The organism is Streptomyces sp. NPDC020747 (genome assembly GCF_044334695.1).
Taxonomy (GTDB): Bacteria; Actinomycetota; Actinomycetes; order Streptomycetales; family Streptomycetaceae; genus Streptomyces.
In genome coordinates this window covers 1,038,746-1,052,386 of record NZ_JBIRTJ010000001.1, presented here as the reverse complement: position 1 = coordinate 1,052,386, position 13,641 = coordinate 1,038,746, and the positions used below count along the sequence as shown (strand labels likewise).

The window sequence follows — 13,641 nt, the reverse complement described above, 5'->3', positions numbered from 1 at the left end:
ATGCTCTACCGAGACTGGATGGGACCCCTCATGACTGACGACACCACCACCGACAACCGGCCCTGGCGCGGCGTCCTCGTCGCCACCGCCCTCCCGCTGAACGACGACCTCTCCGTCAACCTCGACAAGTACGCGGAGCACTGCACGTGGCTCGTCGAGAACGGCTGCGACGGGGTCGTACCGAACGGCTCGCTCGGCGAGTACCAGGTGCTCACCCCGGAGGAGCGGTCCAAGGTCGTCGAGACCGCCGTGGCCGCGATCGGCGGGCAGCGTGTGATGCCTGGCGTGGCCGCGTACGGATCCGCCGAGGCCCGCCGCTGGGCCGAGCAGGCACGCGACGCGGGCTGCGCCTCCGTGATGCTGCTGCCGCCGAACGCCTACCGCGCCGACGAGCGCTCGGTCCTCGCCCACTACGCGGAGGTCGCGAAGGCAGGCGTGCCGGTCGTCGCGTACAACAACCCCATCGACACCAAGGTCGACCTCGTGCCCGAGCTGCTCGCGAAGCTGCACGGCGAGGGGTACATCCACGGGGTCAAGGAGTTCTCCGGTGACGTACGCCGTGCCTACCGCATCGCCGAACTCGCCCCGGAACTCGACCTGTTGATCGGTGCCGACGACGTGCTGCTGGAACTGGCGGTTGCGGGAGCCAAGGGCTGGGTGGCCGGTTACCCGAACGCGCTGCCCGCCGCGTCCGTCGCGCTGTACCGCGCCGCCGTCGCGGGAGACCTGGACACCGCGGGCAAGCTCTACCGCCAGCTGCACCCCCTGCTGCGCTGGGACTCGAAGACCGAGTTCGTGCAGGCCATCAAGTTGTCGATGGACATCGTGGGGCGGCACGGCGGTCCCGTACGGGCGCCGCGCGTGCCGCTCCTTCCCGAGCAGGAGCAGGCCGTGCGCGAGGCCACCGAACGGGCCGTCGCTGCCGGGCTCGCCTGAGCCCGTCCCACCACACCGGCGATACACCGGCGGCGGTACACCAGCGACACACCGGCGGCGGTACACCAGCGACACACCGGCGATCGCGAACTCGCGGGAGACCTCACCCCCAGGGAGACCCATGCGCAGCAAACTCGTCCTGCACGCCGTCGACTCGCACACCGAGGGCATGCCGACCCGTGTGATCACCGGCGGCATCGGCACGGTCCCGGGCGCGACCATGAACGAGCGGCGGCTGTATTTCCGTGAACACCGGGACGACATCAAGCAGTTGCTGATGAACGAGCCGCGCGGGCACTCGGCCATGAGCGGTGCGATCCTGCAGCCGCCGACCCGGCCCGACTGCGACTACGGGGTCATCTACATCGAGGTGTCGGGCTATCTCCCGATGTGCGGGCACGGGACCATCGGGGTCGCGACCGTCCTCGTGGAGACCGGCATGGTCGAGGTCGTCGAGCCGGTGACCACCATCCGCCTCGACACCCCGGCGGGACTCGTCGTCGCAGAGGTGGCGGTGGAGGACGGTGCCGCCAAGGCGGTCACGCTCAGGAACGTGCCGTCCTTCTCCGTCGCCCTGGACCGCAAGATCCAGCTCGCCGACGGGCGGACGGTGACCTACGACCTGGCGTACGGCGGCAACTTCTACGCGATCCTGCCGCTCGACCAGTTCGGGCTGCCCTTCGACCGGGCGCGCAAGGACGACATCCTCGCGGCCGGGCTCTCGCTGATGGACGCCATCGACGCGGAGGGGGAGCCCGTCCATCCCGAGGATCCGTCCATCCGGGGCTGTCATCATGTGCAGCTCACCGCTCCGGGCTCGACGGCCCGGCACTCGCGGCACGCGATGGCCATCCACCCCGGCTGGTTCGACCGATCACCCTGCGGTACAGGCACCTCCGCGCGCATGGCGCAGCTGCATGCCCGCGGCGAACTCCCCCTGAACACCGAGTTCTTGAACGAGTCCTTCATCGGTACCCACTTCACCGGCCGGCTCCTCGACACCACCGAGGTCGCCGGGATCCCGGCCGTCCTGCCAAGCTTCACCGGGCGGGCCTGGGTGACCGGCACGGCCCAGTATCTGCTCGACCCCACCGACCCGTTCCCGGCGGGCTTCGTCCTCTGAAGCCCACGACCACGACAAGGAAATCCCCGATGCCCGCCCAGCGCGCCAGCGCCCCCGCCCTGCCCTCGCTGGGCGGCAAGAAGCCCAGCTACCGCGAGCGTGTCGCGGACGCGCTGCGGGCCGCCCTCATCGCCGGGGAACTGCGTCCGGGCGAGGTGTACTCCGCGCCGGCCCTCGCCGCCCGCTTCGGTGTCTCGGCCACGCCCGTCCGCGAGGCCATGCTCGACCTCGCCAAGGAGGGCCTGGTCGACACCGTGCCCAACAAGGGCTTCCGGGTCACCGCCGTGTCCGAGAAGCAGCTCGACGAGTACACGCACATCCGCTCGCTCATCGAGATCCCCACGACCGTGTCGCTCGCCGCCACCGCCGACCCCGCAGCCCTGGAGGCACTGCGCCCGGCCGCCCAGGAGAGCGTCACGGCGGCTGCGACCGGTGACCTGATCGCGCACGTCGAGGCGGACATGCGCTTCCACCTCGGCCTACTCGCCCTCGCGGGCAACGACCATCTGGTCGAGGTGGTCCGCGACCTCCGCAAGCGCTCCCGCCTCTACGGCCTGCACGCGCTGGTGAAGGCGGGCCGACTGGAGGCCTCCGCCGCGGAGCACCTGGACATCCTCGACGCGCTCATCGCCCGCGACGAGGAGGCGGTACGGGCCGTCATGACCCGCCACCTCGGACACGTACGGGGGTTGTGGGCGGCCGAGTGACCTCGGCGGCGACACGCTGCTGGGCAACCCGCCCCATCCGCACCGCCATGCTCTCCTGAGTGCGCCCCGGCAGCCGCGAGAAGGACGCACGTTGAGCAAGCGCATCCGCAGATCTCCGCTCCTCCACAGTTCCGTGCTCCTCCGCAGTTCCCCGCGCCTGCGCGGATCCCTGGTCGCCGCCGTCGCTGTCACCGTCGCCGCCGCACTGGCCGTCCAAGCCCCAGGCGCCTCCGCCGCGGACGCCTCCCCGGAGACCGAGGCCGCCGCCGAGGCCCCCAGCCACGACTTGCTGAGCGAGAGAGGTGAGCGGACCCAGCGCGCCCGGGCCCTGGCCGTCGCCAAGGTCGCCGCCGGACAGGCGACGCCCGAGACGCGCGGCTCCTCGCAGCGCATCGAGTACCGCGAGGGCTCGTACGCGGAGACGGCCCGCACCGCGGACCGGATCTTCGTGCTGCCGGTGGAGTTCGGCGACTACACGCACAACCGGATCCCCGAGCCCGACCGCACCACCGACAACACCACGGTGTGGACCCGGGACTACAGCAGGGCCTACTACCAGCGGCAGATCTTCGGCACGGCCGACGAGGCCGCGGGCGACACCCTCAGGTCGTACTTCCGGCGCCAGTCCAGCGGCGCCTACTCGATCACCGGAACCGTCCACGACTGGACCCGCGTCGACCACCCCCTCGCGCACTACGGCACCGACGCCTGCCGGAGGAACGGCGTCGCCATCTCGACGTACTACTGCAACGAGCAGCTCGTCACCGACGGCCTCGACAAGTGGTACGAGGACCAGCGCGCGACTGGCCGGACCGTCGCCTCGTTGACCAAGTACCTTGCCACATACGACACTTGGGACCGCAACGACCACGACCGGGACGGGATCTTCAACGAACCCGACGGCTATCTCGACCGCGTGATGCTGATGTTCGCGGGGGAGTCCCAGGCCAACGGCGGTGGCGTCAACGGCACCGATGCCATCGGCTCGCACCGTGGCTCCGTCAGCTATCTCCAGTCCGGCGCGGGCAAGTTGGGCCCCGCCAACGGAAACCGGGACGGCGGCAGCCAGGTCGGTGACTCGGGAATCTGGGTCAACGACTACACGATGACCAACGAGAACAGGGGACTTGGCACACTCGCCCACGAGTACGGCCACGACCTGGGTCTGCCCGATCTGTACGACACCTCCGGCGGCGAGAACTCGACCGGCTTCTGGTCGGTCATGTCGCACGGCTCGCTGCTCTCGGAAGCGGCCGAACTGTCCGCCCATCCCGCCGACTTGGGTGCCTGGGCCAGACTGCGGCTCGGCTGGCTCGACCACGCGACGGCCAAGGCCGGCACCCCTTCGACCGTCGTCCTGAACCCGCTGTCGGTCGACTCCTCGACGCAGGGCGAGGAAGCACTCCTGGTGAAGCTCCCCGCGGACGCGGACGGCAACGCGCGCTACTACGTCGTCGAGAACCGGCAGTACGTCGGCGAGGACAGGTATCTCAAGTCCGGCCCGTTCCAGCTGGGTTGGCGCTCCACACTGCCCAGGCTGAAGGAGCGGCTGCGCTACGAGAGCGGCACGCTGATCTGGTACTGGAACACCAAGTACCGGGACAACAGGACCAAGGCCAACGGCGGCCACGGCCAGATCCTGCCGGTCGACGCACACGCCGAGCCCGCCCTGGACACCGCGGGCGCCGCGATCAGGGGCCGCCTCCAGACGTACGACGCTCCCTTCGGCCATCGGCCCACCGCAGGGCTCGCCTTTCACCAGAACGGCGTGCGGACGACGATCCCGTCCAGGCCGGGCGTCCCGGCGCTCGCGGGACCCGACGGCACCACGATCACCGTGGACGAGGAGTACGCCGACGGCCGAGTGAAGGTTTCGGTCGGTTCGTCCGGCTGACCGCCCTCCCCTGTGGGGCTCCTCCCGACTGCGATACAACTGGAACATGGCAAAGATCCTCATCAGCGCTGACATGGAGGGCGCCACCGGGGTGACCTGGCCGGCCGACGTGCTGCCGGGCACACCGCAGTGGGAGCGGTGCCGGTCGATGTTCACCTCGGACGTGAACGCGGCCGTCCTCGGCTTCCTCGACGGCGGCGCCGACGAGGTCCTCATCAACGAGGCCCACTCGACCATGCGCAACCTGCTCCTGGAGCAGCTGGACGAACGGGCGCAGATGCTCACCGGGCGGCACAAGTCGCTGTCCATGGTGGAGGGCGTGCAGCACGGCGACGTCGACGGCATCGCGTTCGTCGGCTACCACGCGGGAGCGGGCATGGAGGGCGTCCTCGCCCACACCTACCTCGCCAACTCGATCACCGGCGTCTGGATCAACGATGTACGCGCCAGCGAGGGCCTGCTCAACGCGCATGTCGTCGCCGAGTACGGCGTCCCTGTCGTCCTCGTCACCGGCGACGACGTGGCCTGCGAGGACGCGCTCGGTTACGCCCCCGAGGCACTGAAGGTCGCCGTCAAGGACCATGTCTCGCGGTACGCGGCCGTGTGCCGCACTCCGGCGCGTACGGCGTCCGACATCCGCGCCGCCGCCAAGGAGGCCACGCGGCTCGCGGTGCGGCACGAGCCCGTGGACGGCGGCCCGTTCACCGTGGCCCTGGAGTTCGACGCCGAGCACCTCGCGATGGCGGCCACCGTCGTCCCGGGCGTCGAGCGCACCGGGGAGCGGAAGGTCGCGTACACCAGCCCGACCATGTACGAGGGGATTCGTACCTTCAAGGCGGTCACCACGATCGTCTCGGCCGCCGTGGAGGAGAGCTATGGCTGACAACAAGAGCGCGACCGACGAGCAGGCGATCAGTGCGGGATCGGTCGACGGGCAGGCACTGGACGAGGTCGTCCGGTTCACCTCCGACCTCATCCGGATCGACACGACGAACCGCGGCGGCGGGGACTGCCAGGAGCGGCCCGCCGCCGAGTACGCGGCCGTGCTGCTCGCCGAGGCGGGCCTGGAGCCGACACTCCTGGAGCGCACGAAGGGGCGTGCGAACGTCGTCGCGCGCCTGGAGGGCACCGACCCGTCCGCCGACGCGCTGCTCGTCCACGGTCACCTGGACGTCGTACCCGCGCAGGCGGAGGACTGGAGCGTGCACCCGTTCTCCGGCGAGGTCCGCGACGGGGTCGTCTGGGGCCGGGGCGCGGTCGACATGAAGAACATGGACGCGATGATCCTCGCGGTCGTACGCCAGTGGGCCCGCGCGGGCGTGCGCCCCCGGCGGGACATCGTGATCGCCTTCACCGCGGACGAGGAGGCGAGCGCCGAGGACGGCTCGGGCTTCCTCGCCGACGAGCACCCGGGGCTCTTCGAGGGGTGCACCGAGGGCATCAGCGAGTCCGGCGCCTTCACCTTCCACGACGGCTCCGGCCGCGAGCTGTACCCCGTCGCGGCGGGCGAGCGCGGCACCGGCTGGCTGAAGCTCACCGCCCGCGGCCGGGCCGGTCACGGCTCCAAGGTGAACCGGGAGAACTCGGTGACCCGGCTAGCCGCCGCCATCGCGCGGATCGGCGCCCACGAGTGGCCCGTACGGATCACCCCGACGGTCCGCGCCGCGCTCACCGAGATGGCCGCGGTGTACGGCATCGAGCCCGACTTCGACGATGTCGATGCCCTGCTGCACAAGCTCGGTCCGGCCGCCTCGCTCGTCGAGTCCACCGTGCGCAACAGCGCCAACCCGACCATGCTGAACGCCGGTTACAAGGTCAACGTCATTCCGGGTGAGGCCGTCGCCCACGTGGACGGACGCTATCTGCCCGGCACCGAGGACGAGTTCCGCGCGACCCTTGACCATCTCACCGGTCCGGACGTGGAGTGGGAGTTCCACCACCGTGAGGTGGCCCTCCAGGCACCGGTGGACTCGACGACGTACGCCAACATGCGTGCCGCCGTGGAGGAGTTCGCGCCCGAGGGGCATGTCGTGCCGTACTGCATGTCGGGCGGCACGGACGCCAAGCAGTTCTCGCGCCTCGGTATCACCGGCTACGGATTCGCGCCACTGAAGCTCCCGCCGGGCTTTGATTACCAGGCCCTCTTCCACGGGGTCGACGAACGTGTGCCCGTCGAGGCGCTGCATTTCGGCGTCCGGGTACTCGACCGCTTTCTGCGCACGGCCTAGGGAAAAATGGGGGACATCGTGCAGACCCTGGCCTATGGTTCCTGGCCCTCGCCCATCGACGCGTCGCTCGCCGCCGCGCACGACGGACACCCCGACTTCGTCGGCTTCGTCGGCGACGAGGTCTGGTGGACCGAGCCCCGGCCCACCGAGGGCGGCCGCCGCGCCCTGGTGCGCCGCCGCTCCGACGGCACCGAGGAATCGGTACTGCCCGCCCCGTGGAACGTGCGCAGTCGCGTCATGGAGTACGGCGGACACCCCTGGGCCGGGGCGGTCGGCGACGACGGCCCGCTGGTGGTCTTCGTCGACTTCGCCGACCAGCGGCTGTACGCGTACGAGCCCGCCGACCCCGACAAGGAGCCGCGCCCCCTGACGCCCGTGTCCCAGGTGGGCGGCGGACTGCGGTGGGTGGACCCGCGGATGCGTCTCGAACTCGGCGAAGTCTGGTGCGTACTGGAGGAGTTCACCGGCGACGGGCCGACCGACGTGCGACGGGTCGTCGCCGCGGTGCCGCTGGACGGTTCGGCCGCGCGGGACAGGGGCGCGGTACGTGAACTCACCGACGGGCAGCACCGGTTCGTCACCGGGCCGCGCATCTCGCCCGACGGGCGGCGCGCGGCCTGGCTGGCCTGGGACCACCCGCGGATGCCGTGGGACGGGACCGAACTGATGGTGGCCGACGTCGGCCCCGACGGCACACTGCGGGGGGCCCGGAAGGCCGCCGGCGGCCCGGACGAGGCGATCGCCCAGGCCGACTGGTCCGCCGACGGCACGCTGTTGTACGCGAGCGACCGCTCCGGCTGGTGGAACCTCTACCGCGACGGCGAGGCGATCTGCACGCGCGAGGAGGAGTTCGCCGGGCCGCTGTGGACGGTCGGGCGGCGCTGGTTCGCGCCGCTGGACAGCGGACTGATCGCCGTCGTGCACGGCAGGGGCGCAGCCGCGCTCGGCATCCTCGACCCGGAGACCGGCGAGGTCGTCGACGCCGCCGGACCCTGGACCGAGTACGCGGCCACGCTCGCCGCCGACGGCAGCCGGGTCGCCGCCGTCGCCGCCAGCCCGCGCAGCGCCTACGAGGTCGTCGAACTGGACGCCCGAACCGGCCGGGCGCGGGTCGTCGGCGCCCCGCACGACGACCCGGTGGACCCGGCCTACTACCCGGAACCGCAGATCCGCACGTTCAGCGGGCCCGCCGGGCGCGAGATCCACGCGCACATCTACCCGCCGCACCACCCCGGCCATGTCGCCCCCGGCGACGAACTCCCGCCGTACGTCGTGTGGGCGCACGGCGGCCCGACCGGCCGCGCCCCGCTCGTCCTCGACCTGCAGATCGCGTACTTCACCTCGCGGGGCATCGGGGTCGCCGAGGTCAACTACGGCGGATCCACCGGGTACGGGCGTGAGTACCGAAACCGGCTGCGCGAGCAGTGGGGTGTCGTGGACGTCGAGGACTGCGCGGCCGTCGCGCTCGCCCTCGCCGAGGAGGGCACCGCCGACCGCGACCGGCTCGCCGTCCGCGGCGGCAGCGCGGGCGGCTGGACCGCGGCCGCGTCCCTGGTGAGCACCGACGTGTACGCCTGCGGGACGATCATCTACCCGATCCTCGACCTGGCGGGCTGGGGCGAGGGCGAGACCCACGACTTCGAGTCCCAGTACCTGGAGACCCTGGTCGGACCGCTCGCCGAGGTCCCCGGCCGGTACGCCGAGCGCTCGCCCACAGAGCACGCCGACCGCGTCACCGTGCCCTTCCTGCTCCTCCAGGGCCTCGACGACGTCATCTGCCCGCCCGCGCAGTGCGAACGGTTCCTGGCCAGGCTGGAGGAGCGGGAACGGCCGCTGCCGCACGCCTACATCGCCTTCGAGGGCGAGGGCCACGGCTTCCGGCGGGCCGACACGATGGTGCGGGCCCTGGAGGCCGAACTCTCCCTGTACGCCCAGGTGTTCGGCCTGAATCCGCCAGGCGTCCCCACCCTGGAGCTCGCCAAGTGAAGGGACTGGTGCGACCTCGGCGGCTGGCTCCCGGAGCCCGTGTCGCCGTCGTCGCGCCGAGCGGCCCCGTGCCCGAGGAGCGGCTGCAGGCGGGACTCGACATCCTGCGCGGCTGGGACCTGGACCCGGTCGTGGCACCCCATGTCCTCGACCGGCACGACACGTTCGACTACCTGGCGGGCGCCGACACCGACCGGGCCGCCGACCTCCAGGCCGCCTGGTGCGACCCGGGTGTGGACGCCGTGCTGTGCGCCCGCGGCGGCTACGGCGTACAGCGCATGGCCGAACTGCTCGACTGGGACGCGCTGCGGGCCGCCGGCCCCAAGGTGTTCCTCGGCTTCAGCGACATCACGGCCCTGCACGAGGCCTTCGCCACCCGGCTGGGGCTCGTGACACTGCACGGACCGATGGCCGCGGGCGTCGACTTCATCAAGAACGCCCGCGCCCAGGAGCAGCTGCGGGCGACCCTCTTCGAACCGGAGTCGGTGCGGACCCTCACCTCGGCCGGGCAGGCGCTGGTGCCCGGGCGGGCCAGGGGCGTCCTCCTCGGCGGCTGCCTGAGCCTGCTCGCCGCCGACCTCGGCACACCCCACGCCCGGCCCTCGGCACGCGGCGGCCTCCTCTGCCTGGAGGACGTGGGCGAGGAGACCTACCGCCTGGACCGCTACCTCACCCAACTCCTGCGCGCAGGCTGGCTCGACGGCGTCACCGGGATCCTGCTCGGCTCCTGGGAGCGGTGCGACCCGTACGACCGGATCAGGGCCCTCGTCCTCGACCGGCTCGGCGGACTCGGGGTGCCGATCGCCGAGGAGTTCGGCTTCGGGCACTGCGAGGGGGCGCTGACGGTCCCGTTCGGGGTGCCGGGGGAGCTGGACGCCGAGGCCGGGACGCTGACACTGGACGTGCCCGCGCTGGCCTGACGCCTGCGACGGCCGCGAGGCCCATGGCGGTCGTGCCGCCCGCGACGCCCGCGTCACCCCCTTGGCCCCGCGCCTCACCCGGAGGAACCCCTCACCGCGCGTGCCCCCCGCCCCCGAGCCCATCCTGAGCGCATGAGCCCGAAGACCTCGGAGAGCAGCGGTGGCGGCGGCAAGGCCGGCGGCCGGAACCTGATGACGCCCGGGCGGGTGTCCGTCATCGCGCTGGCCGTGCTCGCGCTGGTCTTCATCTTCGAGAACACCCGCGCCACCAAGATCCGCCTGCTGATCCCCGAGGTCACCATGCCCCTGTGGATGGCACTCCTCGGCACGGCGGTGATCGGTGCGCTGTGCGGGGCGTATTTCATGAGGCGCCGAGTCTGACCTGCGGCGTACCGTTGTGGGATGCGTGGCTCGACCGAATACCTCGCCGAAGGCTCCCGCGTGGGCATACGTCACTACACCCACGACGACGGCGCCGAGTTCGTCGCCCGGGCGCGCGAGAGCAAGGCGCTGCACCAGCCCTGGCTGTTCCCGCCGGCCAACGCCGCCACCTACGCCTCGTACGCGGGACGGCTGATCGAGGATCCGACGAAGGCCGGGTTCCTCGTCTGTGAGCGGGACGGCGGCGGGATCGCCGGGTTCATCAACATCAACAACATCGTGGAGGGCGCCTTCCAGTGCGGGGCGCTCGGTTACGGGGCCTTCGCGCACGCGGCCGGGCGCGGGCTGATGGGGGAGGGGCTCGACCTGGTGGTGCGGTACGCGTTCGGCGGGCTGGGACTGCACCGGCTGGAGATCAACGTGCAGCCGGACAACGCCGCCTCGATCGCGCTGGCCCGCCGCTGCGGCTTCCGTCTGGAGGGTTTCTCGCCGGATTTCCTCTTCATCGACGGGGCCTGGCGGGACCACGAACGGTGGGCCATCACCGCCGATATGATTCGAACATGAGTCCCATCCGGAACCTTGTCGTCCTGGACGCTCCGTCGAACCTGGGCCTTCGCCCGGTGTTTGAACGCATGATCGATGATCCACTCTCGCGGGTGGACGCGTGGGGCACCCTGGATCTGGGCCCCGATGGCGTGGCGGCAACGCTAGAGTCGGCCTGTCCGACAACACGGTTGACGGACCTACCGCCGGACGGGCGGGAAGTGACGCCGGTGGAGGCCCATGTAAGACCGCTCCCCCCAGGGAACGGCGAGGGCCTGTGAAGCAGGAACCCAAGGTGGCACCATGCAACGGTGCGGACCGGAATCGTCTGCTCTCGGGCGGGTGAGGGCGTCAAAAGCTCGCCGGTGCCCTTCACGACAGCGGATCGTGTGGGGGCGCCGCGGGTGACGGTGAACGCGCACTGGCCAAGCCAGGCGCGGCCAGGACGACCTGGAGGGGCTGAAGCCCTATCTGCGGGACGAGGACGTGCGGTTCTTCGGCATCCGGGACGAGTTCGAGGAGGACCGCGCCGAACTCGCCGCGCTGAAGATCCCCACGGTGACCGTCGGCGACGTGCGCGAGTGGGGCGCCGACGCCCTGGCCCGGGCCACCGCCCAGGCCTTCGACGTACCGGAGTTGGACGGCTTCTGGGTGCACCTCGACGCCGACGTGCTCGACCCGACCGTGATGCCCGCCGTCGACAGCCCCGACCCCGGCGGACTGCTGCCCGACGAACTGACCGCGCTGCTGCGGCCGTTGGTGAACTCACCGCACTGCGTGGGCTTCAACGTCACCATCTACGACCCCGACCTGGACCCCGACGGGACCGCCGGAGCCCTGCTCGCCGACATCGTCGTCGCGGCCTTTGCGCAATCCTGACCGGGAGTGCCCCTGGTCGGCTCGCCGTCCACGCTGTTCCATGGTCGACGTGACGACCATCCGACGTGACGTACTGACGCTGCCGGTCGCGGAGTTGGGCCCCAGCAACCCGCTCCCTCCGCTGCGTCCGCTCGACGAGACGCACCACGTGGACGAGCGGGAACGCGAGGGCCTGCCCCGCGACATGGCCCGCCAGATCGGCTACGAACCGCTGCGCGGCCTCCTGCCCGAACGCGTCCGCGACGGGTACGGGAGAACGCGGGAGCCCCGCGAGGTCGAGGCGCTCGTCATCGAGAACGACCGGCTGCGCGCGACCGTGCTGCCCGGCTACGGCGGCCGTGTCGTGTCCCTCTTCCACAAGCCGTCCGACCGTGAACTCCTCTACCGCAACCCGGTGTTGCAGCCCGCCGACTTCGCGCTCAACGGCGCCTGGTTCTCCGGCGGCATCGAATGGAACATCGGCGCCACCGGACACTCGGCCCTCGCCTGCGCACCCCTGCACGCGGCCCGCGTCACCGCGCCCGACGGCGGCGAGATGCTGCGCCTGTGGGAGTGGGAACGGCTGCGCGACCTGCCGTTCCAGGTCGACCTGTGGCTGCCCGAGGACTCCGACTTCCTGTACGTCGGCGTACGCGTCCGCAATCCGCACGAGAAGGCCGCGCCGCTGTACTGGTGGTCCAACACCGCCGTCCCCGAGGAACGCCGGGTGCTCGCGCCCGCCGAGGAGGCCTGGCACTTCGGCTACGAGCGCCGGCTGCGCCGGGTGCCGGTTCCGGTGTGCGAGGGCGCCGACCGGACGTATCCGCTGCGTGGCGAGTACCCGGCCGACTACTTCTACGAGGTGCCCGACGGCCAGCGGCGCTGGATCGCCGCCCTGGACGAGACGGGGCAGGGGCTCGTGCAGACGTCCACCGACGTGCTCCGCGGGCGCAAGCTCTTCGTGTGGGGGTCGGGCACCGGCGGCCGGCGCTGGCAGGAGTGGCTCACCGAGCCCGGCACCGGCGGCTACTGCGAGATCCAGGCGGGGCTCGCCCGCACCCAGTTGGAACACCTCCGCCTCGACGCCGAGAGCGAGGTGGCGTGGCTGGAGGCGTACGGGCCGCTGACGGCGGACGCGGACACCGTGCACGGCACCGACTGGGCCGCGGCCCGCTCCGGAGTCGAGGAACGGCTCCAACAGGTCCTGCCACGCGGGGAGTTCGAGACGGCGTACGAGAACTGGCGGGCGTCCGCCGACACCGAACCCGGTGAGACGCTGGCCGTCGGATCCGGCTGGGGCGCGCTCGAAGTCCTGCGCGGCGACCTCAAGTTGCCCGGCACGCCCTTCGAGGAGGACACACTCGGGGACCTACAGGCGCCCTGGGTGGAGCTGCTCAGGTCCGGGGCCTTCCCGGAACCGCGCCGGGTGGGACCGCCAGGAGAGACGCTCGTCGCCCGGCACTGGCGGGACATGCTGGAGACGGCACCCGCGAAGCCGCTCACCGAGTACCACCTGGGCGTGGCCCAGTGGCACGAAGGAGACCTGGCACAGGCCGTGCGCAGCTGGGAGCGGGCCCTCGAACTCGCCCCGTCCCTCTGGCCGTTGCTGCGCTGCCTCGCCGTCGCCGACCAGGACGCGGGCAACCGGGAACGGGCCGCAGACCGGTACGCGGACGCCTTCGACGACCTGTGCCGGGAGCGGCGCGACGACGGAGAGGCATGGACGGCCGCCACGGCCGCGCTCGGGCGGGAGGCCATCGCGGCGCTCCTCGCGGTGCGGCGGACGGCGGACGCGCGCTCCGTGTGGGAGCGGCTGCGCCCGGCGACCCGCGCACGCGGCCGATTCCGGCTGATCGAGGCGGAGTTGCTGCTCGCTGAGGGCGACAGGGACGCGGCGCGCGCGATCTTCGACGTGGGCTTCGAGGTGGCCGACCTGCGTGAGGGCGCCGAGGCGATCGGCGTGGCCTGGTCCCGTATCGCCGACGAACCCCTGCCGGAGCGCTACGACTTCAGGATGCGGCCGCCCGGCGCCGACGGCGCGGGGTGACTTGGGCGTGGGTGC

At 71.7% G+C, this 13,641-nt stretch carries 11 protein-coding genes and 1 pseudogene; all 12 read left to right on the top strand.

Going from position 1 to position 13,641, the window contains the following annotated elements; genetic code table 11:
• Nucleotides 1–30 precede the first annotated feature (30 nt).
• On the top strand, nt 31–936 hold the full coding sequence (locus ACH4YP_RS04285; protein WP_398489270.1) for a dihydrodipicolinate synthase family protein: 906 nt from the start codon (nt 31–33) through the stop codon (nt 934–936).
• 121 nt (nt 937–1,057) lie between these two features.
• Nucleotides 1,058–2,059: a proline racemase family protein gene (locus ACH4YP_RS04280; protein ID WP_361062849.1), complete on the top strand. Its 1,002-nt coding sequence runs from the start codon at nt 1,058–1,060 to the stop codon at nt 2,057–2,059.
• 29 nt (nt 2,060–2,088) lie between these two features.
• Nucleotides 2,089–2,766 (top strand): GntR family transcriptional regulator, encoded by a 678-nt coding sequence (locus ACH4YP_RS04275; RefSeq protein ID WP_398489269.1) that lies wholly within the window; start codon nt 2,089–2,091, stop codon nt 2,764–2,766.
• 91 nt (nt 2,767–2,857) lie between these two features.
• Nucleotides 2,858–4,660 carry an immune inhibitor A domain-containing protein gene (locus tag ACH4YP_RS04270; RefSeq protein ID WP_398489267.1) on the top strand — a complete coding sequence of 601 codons (1,803 nt, stop codon included), beginning with the start codon at nt 2,858–2,860 and terminating at the stop codon, nt 4,658–4,660.
• A 46-nt stretch (nt 4,661–4,706) separates the two neighbouring features.
• Complete coding sequence (locus ACH4YP_RS04265; RefSeq protein WP_361062858.1) at nt 4,707–5,543, top strand: M55 family metallopeptidase; 837 nt, start codon at nt 4,707–4,709, stop codon at nt 5,541–5,543.
• On the top strand, nt 5,536–6,888 hold the full coding sequence (locus ACH4YP_RS04260) for a M20/M25/M40 family metallo-hydrolase (RefSeq protein ID WP_398489266.1): 1,353 nt from the start codon (nt 5,536–5,538) through the stop codon (nt 6,886–6,888). Before ACH4YP_RS04265 ends, ACH4YP_RS04260 begins: the two co-directional genes overlap by 8 nt.
• Before the next feature lie 6 nt (nt 6,889–6,894).
• Entirely contained in the window at nt 6,895–8,874 is a 1,980-nt protein-coding gene (locus ACH4YP_RS04255; RefSeq protein ID WP_398489265.1) for a prolyl oligopeptidase family serine peptidase, read from the top strand.
• Nucleotides 8,871–9,794, top strand: a complete 924-nt coding sequence (locus tag ACH4YP_RS04250) for an LD-carboxypeptidase (protein ID WP_398489264.1) — start codon at nt 8,871–8,873, stop codon at nt 9,792–9,794. The genes ACH4YP_RS04255 and ACH4YP_RS04250 overlap by 4 nt, the downstream gene beginning before the upstream one ends.
• A gap of 132 nt (nt 9,795–9,926) precedes the next feature.
• Nucleotides 9,927–10,175, top strand: a complete 249-nt coding sequence (locus tag ACH4YP_RS04245; RefSeq protein ID WP_361070307.1) for a LapA family protein — start codon at nt 9,927–9,929, stop codon at nt 10,173–10,175.
• 21 nt (nt 10,176–10,196) lie between these two features.
• The gene (locus ACH4YP_RS04240) at nt 10,197–10,742 is read left to right on the top strand and encodes a GNAT family N-acetyltransferase (protein ID WP_398489263.1); all 546 of its coding nucleotides are present in this window, start codon (nt 10,197–10,199) and stop codon (nt 10,740–10,742) included.
• 5 nt (nt 10,743–10,747) lie between these two features.
• A pseudogene (locus ACH4YP_RS04235) lies at nt 10,748–11,600 on the top strand (arginase family protein).
• 40 nt (nt 11,601–11,640) lie between these two features.
• On the top strand, nt 11,641–13,626 hold the full coding sequence (locus tag ACH4YP_RS04230) for a DUF5107 domain-containing protein (RefSeq protein ID WP_398489262.1): 1,986 nt from the start codon (nt 11,641–11,643) through the stop codon (nt 13,624–13,626).
• Nucleotides 13,627–13,641: the final 15 nt, after the last annotated feature.